Source organism: Actinoallomurus oryzae, assembly GCF_039541955.1.
GTDB classification, from domain to species: Bacteria; Actinomycetota; Actinomycetes; order Streptosporangiales; family Streptosporangiaceae; genus Actinoallomurus; species Actinoallomurus oryzae.
On sequence record NZ_BAABHF010000015.1, the window covers coordinates 266,679 to 281,574 of the forward strand.

The 14,896-nt window shown below is 70.5% G+C and carries 12 protein-coding genes; 5 read left to right on the top strand and 7 right to left on the bottom strand.

Annotation, left to right across the window (positions count from 1 at the left end):
• Window positions 1-45: 45 nt before the first annotated feature.
• Window positions 46-1,146: a hypothetical protein gene (locus ABEA10_RS10240; protein ID WP_345460728.1), complete on the bottom strand. Its 1,101-nt coding sequence runs from the start codon at window positions 1,144-1,146 to the stop codon at window positions 46-48.
• The gene (locus ABEA10_RS10245) at window positions 1,146-1,586 is read right to left on the bottom strand and encodes a VOC family protein (protein ID WP_345460731.1); all 441 of its coding nucleotides are present in this window, start codon (window positions 1,584-1,586) and stop codon (window positions 1,146-1,148) included. Before ABEA10_RS10245 ends, ABEA10_RS10240 begins: the two co-directional genes overlap by 1 nt.
• On the opposite strand from ABEA10_RS10245, the gene ABEA10_RS10250 reads away from it, so the two are divergent.
• From ABEA10_RS10250 to ABEA10_RS10260, 3 genes are all read left to right on the top strand, one after another.
• On the top strand, window positions 1,576-2,553 hold the full coding sequence (locus tag ABEA10_RS10250) for a helix-turn-helix transcriptional regulator (RefSeq protein WP_345460734.1): 978 nt from the start codon (window positions 1,576-1,578) through the stop codon (window positions 2,551-2,553). The genes ABEA10_RS10245 and ABEA10_RS10250 overlap by 11 nt on opposite strands.
• A gap of 506 nt (window positions 2,554-3,059) precedes the next feature.
• A complete protein-coding gene (locus ABEA10_RS10255) occupies window positions 3,060-4,595 on the top strand; it encodes an MFS transporter (RefSeq protein ID WP_345460737.1) in 1,536 nt (511 codons plus the stop codon).
• Between the two features lie 148 nt (window positions 4,596-4,743).
• The gene (locus ABEA10_RS10260; protein ID WP_345460740.1) at window positions 4,744-6,321 is read left to right on the top strand and encodes a DUF1593 domain-containing protein; all 1,578 of its coding nucleotides are present in this window, start codon (window positions 4,744-4,746) and stop codon (window positions 6,319-6,321) included.
• A 59-nt stretch (window positions 6,322-6,380) separates the two neighbouring features.
• Here the strand turns inward: ABEA10_RS10260 and ABEA10_RS10265 are convergent, their stop codons facing one another.
• From ABEA10_RS10265 to ABEA10_RS10285, 5 genes are all read right to left on the bottom strand, one after another.
• Window positions 6,381-7,382, bottom strand: coding sequence for a sugar phosphate isomerase/epimerase family protein (locus ABEA10_RS10265; protein WP_345460743.1), 1,002 nt, complete (start codon window positions 7,380-7,382; stop codon window positions 6,381-6,383).
• Entirely contained in the window at window positions 7,379-8,860 is a 1,482-nt protein-coding gene (locus ABEA10_RS10270) for an FGGY family carbohydrate kinase (protein ID WP_345460746.1), read from the bottom strand. The genes ABEA10_RS10265 and ABEA10_RS10270 overlap by 4 nt, the downstream gene beginning before the upstream one ends.
• The gene (locus tag ABEA10_RS10275; protein ID WP_345460749.1) at window positions 8,847-9,809 is read right to left on the bottom strand and encodes a transketolase family protein; all 963 of its coding nucleotides are present in this window, start codon (window positions 9,807-9,809) and stop codon (window positions 8,847-8,849) included. The genes ABEA10_RS10270 and ABEA10_RS10275 overlap by 14 nt, the downstream gene beginning before the upstream one ends.
• The gene (locus ABEA10_RS10280) at window positions 9,806-10,687 is read right to left on the bottom strand and encodes a transketolase (RefSeq protein WP_345460752.1); all 882 of its coding nucleotides are present in this window, start codon (window positions 10,685-10,687) and stop codon (window positions 9,806-9,808) included. Before ABEA10_RS10280 ends, ABEA10_RS10275 begins: the two co-directional genes overlap by 4 nt.
• A 424-nt stretch (window positions 10,688-11,111) precedes the next feature.
• Window positions 11,112-12,131 (bottom strand): sugar-binding transcriptional regulator, encoded by a 1,020-nt coding sequence (locus tag ABEA10_RS10285; RefSeq protein WP_345460755.1) that lies wholly within the window; start codon window positions 12,129-12,131, stop codon window positions 11,112-11,114.
• Window positions 12,132-12,540: 409 nt separating this feature from the next.
• Here ABEA10_RS10285 and ABEA10_RS10290 point away from each other — a divergent pair, with 409 nt between their 5' ends.
• Together ABEA10_RS10290 and ABEA10_RS10295 are read left to right on the top strand one after the other, a co-directional pair.
• Window positions 12,541-13,191 carry a DUF2291 family protein gene (locus ABEA10_RS10290; protein ID WP_345460758.1) on the top strand — a complete coding sequence of 217 codons (651 nt, stop codon included), beginning with the start codon at window positions 12,541-12,543 and terminating at the stop codon, window positions 13,189-13,191.
• Window positions 13,188-14,780, top strand: a complete 1,593-nt coding sequence (locus tag ABEA10_RS10295; protein WP_345460761.1) for a sugar ABC transporter ATP-binding protein — start codon at window positions 13,188-13,190, stop codon at window positions 14,778-14,780. The genes ABEA10_RS10290 and ABEA10_RS10295 overlap by 4 nt, the downstream gene beginning before the upstream one ends.
• The last annotated feature ends 116 nt before the right edge of the window (window positions 14,781-14,896 follow it).

The window sequence follows — 14,896 nt, forward strand, 5'->3', positions numbered from 1 at the left end:
GACTTGGCCAAGTACGGGATGCGGGCGGACGGGCTGGGCCGACGCTCATTGGTCTTCGCGCAGGAGCTGGAGGGTGTCGAGGAGGCTCTGGTAGATCATGATGCCTTCCTCCCATGGGGCCGCGTGCTTGCCGGTGACCCGCTGTCCCCGGGTGACCCGGAGCCCGGCGACCTTGGCCAGGGTGACGGTCAGCCGCTCTTGCTGGTTCATCGGTACGAGCTGGTCATCGGTGCTCTGGTCCAGCACGACCAGATGGGGCGCGTTGCCCTCGCGGATCCGCCTGACGATGGACGCCGGGTCGAAGCTGGCCGGGCTTGCGTCCGGCCAGGCGTCCTTGTCCGTCCCGAACGCCCTGGACAAGAACTTCTCGTAGTCGTCGCGGAGGTGGGCGTGAGAGGTGCCCAGCCCGTCCGCTGTCGCGAGCGCGGGCAGGTCATACAGGCCGTTCAGGCCGAGCAGCGCGGCAGGGCACGGCGGCTCGGGAAGGTGGCCGAGACCATAGTGCCGCGGAGGCTGGAGGACGGACTGCAACGCCAGGCAGGCGCCGCAGCTGTGGCCGGACAGGACGTAGGACCCGTCGGCGAGGCCGAGGGAACCGAGCAGGGCCAGGCCGTGCAGCACATCGCTGACGTGCTGCGGATGGACGGCCTCGCGGGCCAGGTTGGTGTGATTGTCCTTGATGGCGTCGTAAGGAACGGGGGGATCCGCCATGACGGGGGGAACGGGGTAGTCGATCTGGGAAACGGTGTAGTTGAGGGAGGCGATGGCGGTGACCGGGGGCGGTCCCTCACCGGGGAGCACGCCGCCGGAGAAAGCGTGGGCGACGGCGGGTTCGATCGAGGCGGAGGTGAGCCGCGGGTCGCGCCAGGCACCGCCGTGGATGTGCACGAGGTACCGCGGGTGCCGCGACGGAGAGTCAGTCCCTGGGAGGGACGTGACAGGGGTGCCGATGAGCCCGGCGGTTTGCGGCGTCCGCGGCAGGTAGATGCTGAGGTTCTGGAGCTGGTTCGCGTGCGGGATGTAGGGGATGTCCTTGGCGGCGATGACCGGGATGGGACGATCGAGGTGCGGACTCGCCACCTCGGCGGGCTGCCAGCGGGCCTGCCCGGCGCCTTGGGGTCCGGTGAAGTCTGCGCGGTTCGGCATTAGGCCTGTGCTTTCCGGCCGGAGACCCACGTGCCGGGGGCGCTGAGTTCGATGATGGTGCCGACGTTGTCGGTGACGAAGGCGATGCGCTGGCCGGTGTCCGGTATCTCCATGGGGCCGCCGATCAGCGGCACATCAAGTTCGAGCAGCCGTGACACTGCCGCGTCGAGATCCGCCACGGCGAGGCAGAAGTGGTGCAGGCGCGACGGGTCCATGCTCGTGAGGACGTTGTCGGTCGGTGCTCCTCCCCGGCCGGACGCGCCGGCGAGGAGCTCGATCTTGACGTCACCGGCGGTGAGGAAGACGAACGTCGTGGCGTGGGCCTCGAACCGCTGCTCGACGGTGAAGCCAAGGTTGCGCGAGTACCACGCGATCGTGGCGTCAAGGTCCTCTTGCGTAACAGTGATACCCACGTGGTCGTGGGAGAACATGAAGGTCATGGCCGTAAGAATCACCGGCCGCCGGGCCGGTGACCAGAGAGAGGAATTCGGTAGGAAAACCGCTACCACCTTCGGGCCGGCGCCGGGTGCGACAATCAGTCTCATGACCGCTGACATCGCGAAACTTGGCCCGATGCTGCGAGCCTGGCGCGGCCGTGTCTCGCCGGGCACAGCGGGACTGCCCGGCGGCCACAGGCGCCGGGTCCCGGGCCTGCGCCGGGAGGACCTTGCCGATCTCGCGGGGATCTCGGTCGATTATGTGGTCCGCTTGGAGCAGGGACGCTATGTGAGCCCGTCGGCGCAGGTGACCGCGGCGCTGGCCCGCGCCCTGCAGCTCACCGACGCCGAACGTGACCACCTCTACCGGCTGGCCGGGCTTGCCCCTCCGGCCGGCGGGGAGATCTCCGACCACATCCCGCCCGGCCTGCACCGCATGCTGAACCGGCTCGGCAATGCCGCAGCCGCCGTGTTCGCCGCGGACTGGCAGCTCATCTGGTGGAACCGTTCCTGGGCGGCGTTGCTGGGCGACCCGTCGCCGACGCCGTCGGCGCTGCGCAACTTCGCTCGAGACACCTTCCCGGCCGACGGGGCCGGCCCCCGCCTGTCGCACTGGCCGGTGACCTCGCTCAGCCGGCCGGAGGTCGAGGCCTCGGTCGTGTCCGACCTGCGCCGCGCCACGGGGCGATTCCCGGGCAGCGACCGCCTGGCCGGCCTGATCCGGGACCTCACGACGGGAAACCGGCGCTTCGCCGAACTGTGGGCTTCCGGCGTGGTCGGCGCGCACCGGGAAGACCACAAGATCGTCCAGCACCCCGCGACAGGGCCGATCGCCGTGGACTGCGACGTCCTGACCGACGGTGACGCGGAACGCAAGATCGTCGTTCTCACCGCTGCCCCCGATACCGAGGACGAGACCAAGTTCCGCCTGGCGATGGTATCGGGCATTTCTTCCCCGGCTCGCGGCTGAGCGGAACAACCCGGTGCTCAGGTCGCATGCGCAGGGTTGTGATCGTTGATCAGGGTGGTTGCAAGGTCAGCCCTGTCTCGGTCCGGAAGCACCCCTCTGGGCGGTCCGATCTGGGCACTAATTGACGAGGGGATTTCCCGACAGATCGAACGGGGGCTCCAGGGGCCGGGCATCCGCACTCACCGGCGACCAGCTCGAGGAAGTGCGGGCGGCGTTCCATCGCCAGGGCGCCTCGATCGCGAGTCTCTCGCGCGAGCACGGGGTGAGCCGAGTCGCCGTCCGCATCGCACTGTCCGACCTGCTGCCCGGCCCAAGGACCCGCCCCCTCGGTCCTGATCGAGAGATGGGCCACCCGCATCCGGACGGTGGACGGCGGTAACTCCGCCCGAACCGGCGCGCTATCGCCGTTGGCCGTTCGGTTGTTGGTCAAGGGCCGTTCCTTACCGAGTATGGCGTCGTCAGCCTGGAAAGTGGGGGTTACCCACATTAGATGGTAACCTCCCCTTGTGGATTCGCGAAAATGGTGGGCTCTGGGCGCCGTCAACCTGTGCGTCCTCGCCGTGACCCTGGACGGCACGATCCTCTCGGTGGCCCTGCCGGAGCTGGCGAAGGCGCTGTCGGCGACGGAGTCGGACCTGCAGTGGTTCCTGTCCGGCTACCTGCTGACCCTCGCGGCCGGCGTGCTGCCGGCCGGCCTGGCCGGAGACAGGTGGGGCCGGAAGAAGGTCATGCTGGTGTCGCTGGCGGCCTTCGGGGCCGGATCCGTGCTGTGCGCCTACGCGCCCTCACCGGGCACCTTCCTGGCCGCGCGGTTGCTCCTGGGCTTCGCGGGCTCCGGCATCACGGTCATGGCGATGTCGGCTCTCACCGTTCTGTTCAACGATCGTGAGCGGGCCGCGGCGGTGGGCGTCTACGAGATCGCGAACTTCCTGGCGCTGCCGGTCGGGCCGATTCTCGGCGGTTGGATGCTGTCGCATCTGTGGTGGGGCTGGGTATTCCTGATCAACGTTCCGGTCGTCGCCGTCGGACTGGCCGTCGGCATCGTCCTGGTGCCGGAATCGCGCGCCTCCCGGCGTCCCGACCTCGACCTGATCGGGACGATCTCGTCGGTCGTCGGGCTCGTGGTGCTGACCTACGGCCTGATCGAAGCGGGCGACCGTGGCTGGAGCGCGCCCATCACGCTGACGGCGACCGTGGGCGGCCTCGCGATACTGGCCGGCTTCTTCTCCTGGGAGCGTCGCCTCGGCAACCGTGGTGGCCGGCCGATGGTCGACGCCGCTCTGTTCAAGGCCAGGGCCTTCACCTGGGGGGCCATCCTGAGCGGCACGGCGGGACTGTGCATCGCGGGACTGCTGTTCAGCATGCCGCAGTACTTCCAGGCGGTGCAGGGAGCCGACGCCATGGAGTCGGGCCTGAAGATGCTTCCGTTCGTCATCGGCCTCATCGCCGGCGCGCTGCCCGCCGGCGCGCTCGCGAAGGCGGTCGGTGCCAGGCTCACCATCGCACTGGGCTTCGTACTGGCCGGCGCGGGCGCCGGGATCGGCTCCGTCACCGGTTCCGTCTCGGACACCGCGTTCGTCGCGGTCTGGATGGCGATCCTGTGCGCGGGCGTCGGGCTGGCCCTGACCGCGACGACGTCGGTCGCGCTGTCCGAGCTGTCCGTCGAGCGCAGTGGGATCGGCTCCGCGGTGGTCCAGACGTTCCAGAAGACCTGCGCTCCCCTGGGCAGCGCGGTCATGGGAAGTGTGCTCGCCGCGTCCTACAAGGCGCATCTCGGCCATACCGGGCTTCCGGCCGACGTCGCCGCGGAGATCCGCCATAGCGTCTTCAGCGGACTGGCCATCGCCGACCGGCTCGGTTCGCTCTCGCTCGTACGCGAGATCCGCGACGCGTTCGCCTACGGCCTGGACGTCTCGCTGGTGGTCACGGCCGGTATCGCGCTCGGCGGACTCGTCCTGACTCTGGTGTTCGTCTCGGGGGCCAAGGCCGCCGGGCACGCCGGAGCGGCGGTCCCGGAAGCCTCTTCCACGGGCAGAGGCTGAGCCTCGATCGGAAGCGGCGGACCGCATCCCGCCGGGTTAGCACGGCTCGCGCGCGCTTTCAAGAGCTTGAAGTCCGCGGTGGCGAGGAGTAAACCTCCATGCGTCGATTCATTCACAAGTGAATATCCATTCAAAGAGGTGGGTGAAGGTGCCCAGACGGAGATGGTGCGGCGGTGGCGGGCGGCGGTCGCGGATCCGCGTGGCCGTGGCGAGCGTGATGATGATCCTGTGCGCTGACGCGATCGGGCTGGGCGGCCCCGCGTCCGCGGCCGTCACGCATGGCACGCCCGGCCCCGACCGGGAGAAGCCCCGTACGGTGATCACCACCGACATGGAGCAGGACGACTACGACTCGCTGATCCGCTACCTGCTCTACTCCGACGAGTTCGACACCGAGGGCATCGTCTACTCGTCGTCGGTTTACCACTGGGCGGGCGACGGCAAGGGGACGCTGTTCCTCTCGCCCAACCCCCGCCGTGAGTACGACACGCCGCAGACCTCGTGGCGGTGGACCGGCGACACGATCATTCAGGGGCTGCTCGGACAGTACGCACGGGTCTACCGCAACCTCCGCGCACACGACCCGGGATACCCCTCTCCCCGGGAGCTGCTGAGCAGGACCAAGCTCGGCAACGTCGACTTCGAGGGCGAGATGTCCAATGACACGGCCGGCTCGGATCTGATCAAGAGGCTGCTGCTCGACGACGACCCGCGCCCGCTCTACCTGCAGGCCTGGGGCGGTACCAACACGATCGCGCGTGCGCTGCGCTCGATCCACGACCAGTACGCCGGGACCCCGCAGTGGCAACGCGTCTACGACAAGGTCTCGGCCAAGGCGGTCATCGTGGCCAGCGGCTTCCAGGACCTGACCTACACCGGCTACATCGCGCCCAACTGGCCGAAGCTTCAGGTGCGCGACGTCAGCGGCGGTTATGGCGCCTGGGGCTACTACTTCGAGGGCCGGAGTCCCGTGCCGCAGCAGTGGCAGTACTACTTCGGTGCGGACTGGACCAAGAAGAACATCCTGGACGTCGGGCCGCTGGGCGCGCAGTACTTCGTGTGGGGCGACGGCCGGTCGACGCCCGGCGACCCGCTCGACACGTTCGGCGACCTGAGCAACCCGCCGAAGTGGCTGCCGGCCCGCAAGAAGTACGACTTCCTGTCGGAGGGCGACACCGTCGCCTTCATGAACCTGATCGACACCGGTCTGCGCAGCGAACCCGACCCGACCTGGGGCGGCTGGGGTGGACGCCTGGTCCGGCAGACCACCACGCCGAACCTGTGGACCTCCGCGCCCTCCGACCTCGGCCCCGACGGAAAGGCGATCGGCTCGTACGGCTGGACCCGGTGGATCCCCGCCGCGCAGAACGACTTCGCCACTCGCCTGAAGTGGAGCGTCACCCCGCCGGGACGGCCGGTCGATCACCAGCCGGTGGTCCGGCCGCTCACCCGGGACGGTCAGGTCCAAGCAGGGACGACCGTCACCGTGTGCGGGCTCGCGTACGACCCGGACGGCGGGCCCGTCGCCGTACGGTGGTGGCAGTACCAGGACGCGGGCACGTTCCCCGGAGCGGTCACGATCAGGGGCGCCGACCGCCGGTGCGCGCAGGTGGCCGTCCCGGTCGGAGCGCGAAGCGGCCGGACCATCCACCTCATCCTCACCGCGACCGGTAGCGCGCGCACACCGCTGACGCACTACGCGCGCGTCGTCCTCACCGTCCGCTGACCCGGGAAACGACCGATGGCCCGCGCGCGCGAGCGCGCGGGCCATCGTGCGGTCGAAACTCAGGCGCGCTGGGCGCCGAGCAGCGCCGCGCGGGCGATGCGCTGTGCGGCGAGCGCGTCCTGGCGGGCCTGGGCGTCGGCGAGGGCCTCGGTGTCGAGGATCCGCAGGGCGCGCCAGATCGTGCGCATCACCTCGATGCCGGCCCGCGCCGCCTCGACGGAGTTCTCGCGGAAGGGGAACTGGTCGAGCTGCCAGACGCCCTGCCAGCCGGCCTGGTCGAGCGTGTGGAAGAACTCGAAGGTCTCCACCAGGTGGACCGAGCCGACGACCATGTCGTCGTCCCAGCCACGGAAGTTGTCGTTGACGTCGATGGCGTACAGCCGGTCCCGGGCCATGATCATTTGGGCGGCGTCCGCGGGGGACTCCAGCCCGTACAGCGAGTGCCCGAAGTCCAGCAGGATGCCGACGTTGGGCACGTCCATCTCCTCGATGGCCAGCAGCGTGCGGGCCGCGGAGGAGAAGGTCATGCGGTTGCGGGGCTCGCGGGGCTTGTACTCGATCGCGAATCTCAGGTCGGGGTGCCGCTGGGCGAGCTCGCGCACCGCCTCCACGGACATCGTCCACAACGCCTTGTAGTCGGCCTGGAACGGGTAGTCCCATCCGTCCTGGCCCGGCCAGAGTTTGACGTAGTCGCCGCCGAGCCGCCGCGTGAGGTCGGCGGCCTGACTGACCAGCTCGATGGCTTCGCGGCGCACCTTCGGGTCGGGGTTGGTGAAGCCGCCCCGGCAGAACGTACGCGTGTAGATCTCCGGAGTCAGGGCGATGGCCCGCAGGTTGTTGGCCTTGAGCGCGTCCTCGACCGCGGCGATGTCCAGGTCGGCCGGGTTGAAGGGGTAGTTGATGTCGACGACCGACAGGCTGCCGACCTGGCCGGCGGCGTCGATGGCCTCCAGGGTGGAGACCGGCGGCCCGTAGCCGTCGGTGGCGTAGCGGTCGCGGAACTGCCCGAAGTGCCACAGCCCGGCGCCGTACAGCGGTTCGGTCGCAGACTGGTCGGTCATGGTGTGCCTCCTGGAATCGACGGGTCGGATGAACGGGCCCGCGACACCGCCTGATGCCACGCGCCGAGCATGCGCCGGCGTTCGGCGGCGTCGTTGCGAGGAGAGAAGACGCGCACGGTCCGGTCGAAGTCCTCGAGCTCGGGCCAGGACCACAGCGCGGCGCCGAGGCCCGCCAGGTGCGCCGCGCCCAGCGCCGACAGGTCGGCGACCAGGGACTGGCGGACCTCACGGCCGCTGACGTCGGCCTGGATCTGCATGAGGGTGGGGTTGGCGGCGGCACCGCCGTCAGCCAGGAGCACCTGGTGGGGGCCTGCCGTGGCGACGACGTCCTCCACCTGGAAGGCGATCGACTCCAGCGCCGCGCGGGCGATCTGCGGCAGCCGGGTGCCCAGTGTCATGCCAGACAGGACGGCCTCGGCGTCGCTGTCCCACCAGGGGGCGGACAGCCCGCCGAAGGCCGGGACGAGATGCACGCCGTCGCTGCTCGCCGACGCGGCGAGATCGGCCAGCTCCTCGGGAGTACGGCCGACGACGTCGGCGAGCCAGCGCAGCGTGGATCCGCTGGAGCGGATGTTGCCCTCCACCGCGTGCGCGACGGCGTCCGGGCCGGTGGCCCACGCGACGGTCAGGCACAGGGCCGTACCGGCGACCGTGGTGTCGGGGCACAGAGCCATGATCGAGGAGCCGGTGCCGTAGGTCGCCTTGACCCGGCCCGGCCGCCATCCGGCGTGGGCGAACAGCGCGGCGTGCGAGTCGCCGAGGACGGCGGTGACCGGGACGCCGTCCGGCAGCGGCGGCAGGCCGCGTACGGCGGGGAAGGCGCCGGTGGAGGGCACGATGCGGGGGAGGACCTCGGGAGGGATTCCGAAGATCTTCAGCAGCCGGGGATCCCACCGGCCGGTGCGCACGTCCATCAGCTGGGTGCGGGCGGCGTTGCCGATCTCGATGACGTGCTCACCGCCGAACCGGCTGAGCAACCACGAGTCGACGGTGCCGAGGCACAGCTCTCCACGGCCGGAGCGGGTCCGGTCGGGGTCGGCGTGGTCGAGCAGCCAGCCGCCCTTGGCCGCGGAGAACATCGGGTCGAGGGGCAGCCCGGTGACCTCCCGTACCAGGTCCCCGAAGCCTTCGGCGGCCAGGCTCGCGCACCGCCCGGCGGTGCGCTGGTCCTGCCAGCCGAGGATGGGGGTGACCGGTTCGCCGGTGGCGCGGTCCCACAGCACCATCGACTCACGCTGGTTGCTGATGCCCACGGCGGCGACGGACCGGGGGTCGTGCCCGTCGAGGCACCGGCGGGTCGCGGCGACCACGCCGGCCCAGACCTCGGCCGGCGACTGCTCGACCCATCCCGGGCGCGGCTGCACCTGGCCGAGCGGCTCGGACGCCCGCGCGACGACCCGCCCGTGCCGATCGACCAGGAGCGCCTTGGTGGAGCTGGTGCCCTGGTCGATGGCGAGGATCACCTCATCGCGGGCCATCGCCGGCCAGCTGCCGGGCGGCGGCGGCGATGCCGTCCGCGGTGAGTCCGAAGTGGCCCAGCAGGAACTCGGTGCTGCCGGTCGGCGCGAAGGTGCGGGGGACCCCCAGGATCCTCATCGGGGTGGGCCGATGCTGGGCGAGCAGGCTCGCCACGGCCGCGCCGAGCCCGCCGGTGACGGTGGCCTCCTCGGCGGTGACGACCCCGCGCGTCTCGCGGGCGGCCCGCAGGACGGCCTCCTCGTCGAGCGGCTCGATGGAGGCCATGTTGATCACACGCAACCGGATCCCCTCCTCTCGCAGACGCGCGGCGGCGTCCAGCGCGCGTGACACGATCGCTCCCACGGCGATCACGGTCACATCATCGCCATCGGCGAGTTGCCGGGATCGCCCGGGTTCGAAGACTAGGTCGTCGGGGTTGACCGACGGAACGGCGAACCGGCCGATCCGCAGGTAGCTGGGGCCGTCGTACGAGGCCGCCCACCGCAGGGCGGCGCGTGTCTCGGCGGGATCGGCGGGGACGATCACGGGCAGGTCGGCGACGGCCCGGATCCACGACAGGTCCTCGATGGAGTGGTGGGTCGGGCCGAGCTCGCCGTACGCCATGCCGGGGCTCTGGCCGCACAGCACGACGTGGGCGTGGCTGTACGCGACGTCGGCCTTGATCTGCTCCAGGGCGCGCCCGGTCAGGAACGGCGCGGCGGCGCTGACGAAGGGCAGCATGCCGCCGTTGGCGAGGCCGGCGCCGACACCGACCAGATCCTGTTCGGCGATGCCGACGTTGATCAGCCGGTCGGGGAACTCCTCACGGAACCTCACCAGGTTGCTGGAGCCGACGGAGTCGTTGCAGACCACCACGACCCGCTCGTCCGCGCGGGCCATGGCGATCAGCTCGTCGGCGAAGGCCTTCCGGCAGTCGAACAGCGGCGCGGCGGCGACGGTGCCGGTCATCGGGCCAGCTCCTCGAACGCCGCGGTGGCCTGCTCGGCCGTCGGCACCTTGTGGTGCCACTCGACGCGGTCCTCCATGAACGACACGCCTTTGCCTTTCGTGGTGTGGGCGATGACGCAGACCGGCCGGTCGCCGGTGGCCGGGGCGAACGCGGCCAGCAACCGCCGGTGGTCGTGCCCGTCGCACTCGCGGACCTCCCACCCGAAGCTGACCCACTTGTCGGCCAGCGGCTCCAGCCGCTTGGTGTCCTCGGTGCGGGCACCCTGCTGCAGCCTGTTGCGGTCGACCACCGCGGTGAGCGCCGACAGCCCGTGGTGGCCGGCGGTCATCGCCGCCTCCCAGTTACTGCCCTCCTGCAGCTCCCCGTCGCCCAGGACCACGAACGTGCGGCGGGGGGAGCCGCTCAGCTTCGCGGCCAGCGCCACGCCGACCGCGACGGGGAAGCCGTGGCCGAGCGGGCCGGTGTTGGTCTCCACCCCCGGGACCTTGGTGCGGTTGGGGTGGCCGTTGAGCGGCGACAACGGCCCGGCGAACGTCTCCAGCGCCGACTCCGGGAAGAAACCGCACTGGGCCAGCACCGCGTACAGCGCGCCCGCGGTGTGGCCCTTGCTGAGGATGAACCGGTCCCGGTCGGCCGCCAGCGGGTCGCGCGGATCGATCGACAGCACCGCCCCGTACAGCGTGACCAGGATGTCGGTGACCGAGAAGTCGCTGCCGATGTGCCCGAGCCCGGCCCGCCGGATCATGGCCAGGTCGGTCTCGCGGACCTTGCGGGCCAGGTCGGCGAGCGTCGCGGCGACCTCGTCGGCATCGCTGCCGGCGAGCCGTCGCCGGAGCCGCAGATAGCGCTCCGCCTGGGCGCCGTCGGTAGTCAGCATGTGGTCCTTTCCCCGTTCAGGTGCCGTGCGGGCGCGTGGATCGGCGCGCCGTGTCGCCGGAGCGCTTCCGTCGTTGATCAGTGTTATTTATTCAGCTGCGATTAGCAATACGGTACGGCGACAGGTCGAGACGTGTCAACGTGCTGCGACGGGGCCGGAACCCGGTGATGGGACGCCGAGACGGTGGCCGGGGAGGGGCGAGGAGCGGCCGGTGGCGCGACCGGCGGCGACGGCCCGCGCCACCGGGCCGGTCGGCGGGCTGAGGGTGGGGGAGGGCGGACGGTGCCGCCGGGTCGGCCGGCGAGGTCGGGCCGGTGCGCGGCGGCGCCGGGTCGGTCCGCAGGTTGAAGGTGGGCGAGGGATGGACGGCGGGCGCCGGTGTACGGTGCCGCCCGGGCGGCGTACGCTCGCTCGCGCCGCCGGGTCAGTCCGCGGCTTGGAGGTCGGTCAGGGCCGACGGCGCGGCCAGCCACTGCGCCGTCTGCAGGTCGGTGATCAGGACGTTCACCCAGCCGCCGAGCAGCGCGGCCTGTACGGCGGTCTGCTTGCGGGTGCCGCCGGCGACGCCGACCCGGCGGGGGACCAGGCGCAGCGTCTCGGCCTCGATGCCCAGCACCCGCTCGTCGAGCTTGGTCTTCAGGTGCTCGCCGCGCTCATCGAAGAAGCGCATGCACACGTCGCCGATGGCCCCGGCGGCCTGCAGATCCGGGATCTCGCTCTCGGCGAAGGCGTTGCCGCTCTCGCGCAGCAGGGGAGACGGCTCGATGCTGCCGATGCCGACCAGCGCCATGGTCAGGTCTTCGCAGGCCGCCAGCGCCGACTGGATGTTGGGATCGGTGACGATCATCTGGCGCATGTCGCCGGAGGCGAGCAGCCCCGGCGCGGGCAGGTACACCGGCGTCGCGCCGGTCAGCGCGGCCAGCCGGCCGGTGATGCGGGTGGCCTGGGTCTGGGCCGTGACGTTCCCGACGCCGCCGATCATCTGGACGACCTTGTCGGCCACCGGCGTCGGCCGCGGGCTCATCGACTCGACGGTCGCGAGCAGCGTCGAACTCCACGATGACACCCCGATGCGCTCGCCGCCCATGAGCGTGGTCTCCAGATAGACCGCCGCCGCCGAGCCGAGTGCGCGCATCACCTGGTGCTCGTCGGCGTGGTCGCCCGTGTCGACGACGACGATCTCGCTGAGGCCGTAGCTCTGCTCGATCTGCTCCTCGATGTCGGCGTGGACGCCGCGCGGGGTGACGACGGTGGTGCGCACGATGCCGAGATCGACCGCCCGCTTGAGCAGCCGGGACACCCGCGGCTGGGAGATGTGGAGCTGCTCGGCGATCTGCGGCTGGCGCATGCCACGCTCGTGGTACATCCGCGCGACCTTGGTCAACAGCCGGATCTGATCCGATGGGACGTTGCTCAGGCCCATCACCTCGGGACCCTCAACCATGCCCAGCGCCCCTCCGTCCGTATCTCATCGTCGCAGACCTGCGGTGATGAGGGATCGACCGCATGCTCCGGCGCGCCTCGGGCCAGGCACGTGCGGACGCTCGACCATGGCGCCCGCGCCTGGGCAAAGAATACCCATTCACACCAGGCTGCTCAGGCGCACGGCGCGCGGGGCCGTACTCCGCGCGCCGGAGGCGCGTATCGGCCCACGGGTGACGCGAAGGCCGCCGACGACGGCAGAACGCCGTCTTTGACCTGGTTAGCCCGAGATCAGGTCGTAACGTTCGCATGGTTGACACCGAATTTCGGCTGCGTTAATTTCTCGGCATAATCAACGGAGCCTGAATATACATGCATCACATCTCGAGGGCGAGGCGATGGCTCACACAACGAGAGTCCGGCGCGGGGCAGTGAACCGCAGACTCGTGATACCGATCGTCGTGCTCGTGCTCGCGCTCGCCGCCTGCTCGAGAGTGCCCGGCATCTATGTTGTCGAGAAGCCCGGCAGCGCGGGCTCCGGCGCCGGCGGCGCGAAGAAGTTCGACGCCGCCTCGTACGCCGACGGTATCTGGAACTCCAAGGTCGTTCCGGCCGCCCAGCAGGGTGCGGTCGACGCCGCCACCCTTCTCCCCGCCCTCCGCGCCGACCAGCAGGGGGCCAGCGCCCGCTACGGCAAGCAGGCCGGCACCGGATCGCCGTACTCCTTCCTGGTCAAGGGTACGGGCACGGTCACCGGCACCAGCACCGGCAACGCGGTCGGCAGCATCCAGGTGCACGTCCCGGGCGTGGGAAAGACCGATGTGAACCTGGCCGTCGGTCCGGCCTTCGTCGGGACGGCCATCCGTGACGCGGTCGGCTTCATCAAGTTCGGCCAGTTCACCAACCAGATCGACTACGCCGACGCCGCGACCGCGCTCAACGCCAAGGTGAAGGCCACGGTCGTGGGCGGCGTGGACCTGAAGTCGATCAAGGGGAAGAAGGTCACCTTCACCGGAGCGTTCCAGCTCCTGGCGCCCTCCAGCGTCATGATCACTCCCATCACGCTGGCGGTGGCCTCGTGACACGCGACGCGAACGACGGCCCCGGCGTGCCCGGATCCGCCGACGCGTCCGGCGCGGACCCGGCCGAGGGACCGCCGGCGGTGCTGGTGGCCGAGGAGATCTCCAAGTCCTACGGCGGGGTGCGCGCGCTGCGCGGCGTGACGTTCAAGGCCCGCACCGGTGCCGTGAACGTGCTGGTGGGTGAGAACGGCGCGGGCAAGTCGACGCTGATGAAGATCCTCAGCGGTGCGGAGCAGCCCACGAGCGGCCGGATCCTGCTGGACGGGGAGCCGGTCGAGTTCCGTACCCCCCGCGAGGCCATGGCGTACGGGATCGGGATCATCCACCAGGAGCTCAGCCTCTTTCCGAACCTGAGCGTGACCGACAACATCTTCGCGGGCCGTGAGCTGCACAACCGGGCGCACCTGACCAGCGTCGCCGAGCAGCGCCGCCAGGCCAGGGCCGCGCTGGCCCGGCTGCGGCAGGACATCGACCCGGACACGCTCGTGGGCGACCTGCCGATCGGTACCCAGCAGCTGGTGGAGATCGCCCGGGTGCTGTCCCAGGACGTCCGCATCCTGATCATGGACGAGCCGACCTCGGCGCTGAGCAACGCCGAGGTCGACGTGCTGTTCGACGTGATGGACGACCTGCGAACGCAGAACGTCACGATCATCTACATCTCCCACAAGCTGGATGAGTTCCGCCGGATCGGCGACTACGTGACCGTCCTGCGCGACGGCGGGCTGGTGGCCGAGGCGCCGATGAGCCGGACCGACACCGCCTGGATCGTCCAGCAGATGGTCGGCCGGTCCCAGGAGAGCCTGTTCACCCGCCCGGAGAGCGAGGCCGAAGGCGTACTGCTGGAGGTCGAGGGTCTGACGGTCCCGGGCAACCCGACGCCGCTGGTCGACGACGTCAGCTTCCACGTCAAGGCCGGAGAGATCGTCGGCATCTACGGGCTCATGGGCGCCGGGCGGACCGAGCTGATGGAGGCCCTGATGGGCCTGCGCCGCCACACCGCCACCGCGATCCGGGTGGACGGCGGGCAGGCCGGCGACGACCGGGTCTCCGGCCGGCTGGCGCTCGGCCTCGCGCTGGTCCCCGAAGACCGGCAACGCGACGGCCTCGTCCAGCCGCTGTCGGTCCGCGCGAACGTGCTGTTGTCCACCCTGAGCAGGCTCACCCGGCACCTGTTCCTGTCCCCGGCGCGTGAGCGGCGGGTCGCCACGGAGCAGGTCAAGGATCTGCAGATCAAGGTGCCGGGGGTCGACGCCCAGGTCACCCAGCTCAGCGGTGGCAACCAGCAGAAAGTGGTGCTGGCCCGCGCGCTGCTGACCGATCCCAAGGTCCTGCTGCTGGACGAGCCCACCCGCGGCATCGACGTCGGCGCCAAGACCGAGATCTTCCGCATCATGAGCGGCCTGGCCGACAACGGTCTGGGCGTGCTGTTCGTCAGCTCGGAACTGGCCGAGGTGATGGGCATGTCCGACCGGATCCTCGTCATGGCCCGTGGCCGCATCACCGCCGACCTGCCCCGCGCCGAAGCGACCGAGGAACGGCTCGTCGGCGCCTCCGCCTCCACGACCGTCATGAAGGTGAACCCATGAGCGAACGTAGTGAGCGAATCGATGACACAGCGCCCATGGTCTCTCCCCCCTTCCCGGGGTTCCCGCGGAAACGCGAGCCTGCGGAGCGTTTTCGTGGGGCGGGGCGAAGGAGGGCT

Bases quoted from the DNA above. Each gene is read 5' to 3' on its own strand.
- ABEA10_RS10240 (WP_345460728.1), bottom strand. From the start codon at position 1,146: ATGCCGAACCGCGCAGACTTCACCGGACCCCAAGGCGCCGGGCAGGCC.
- ABEA10_RS10250 (WP_345460734.1), top strand. From the start codon at position 1,576: ATGAAGGTCATGGCCGTAAGAATCACCGGCCGCCGGGCCGGTGACCAG.
- ABEA10_RS10245 (WP_345460731.1), bottom strand. From the start codon at position 1,586: ATGACCTTCATGTTCTCCCACGACCACGTGGGTATCACTGTTACGCAA.
- ABEA10_RS10265 (WP_345460743.1), bottom strand. From the start codon at position 7,382: ATGACCGACCAGTCTGCGACCGAACCGCTGTACGGCGCCGGGCTGTGG.
- ABEA10_RS10270 (WP_345460746.1), bottom strand. From the start codon at position 8,860: ATGGCCCGCGATGAGGTGATCCTCGCCATCGACCAGGGCACCAGCTCC.
- ABEA10_RS10275 (WP_345460749.1), bottom strand. From the start codon at position 9,809: ATGACCGGCACCGTCGCCGCCGCGCCGCTGTTCGACTGCCGGAAGGCC.
- ABEA10_RS10280 (WP_345460752.1), bottom strand. From the start codon at position 10,687: ATGCTGACTACCGACGGCGCCCAGGCGGAGCGCTATCTGCGGCTCCGG.
- ABEA10_RS10285 (WP_345460755.1), bottom strand. From the start codon at position 12,131: ATGGTTGAGGGTCCCGAGGTGATGGGCCTGAGCAACGTCCCATCGGAT.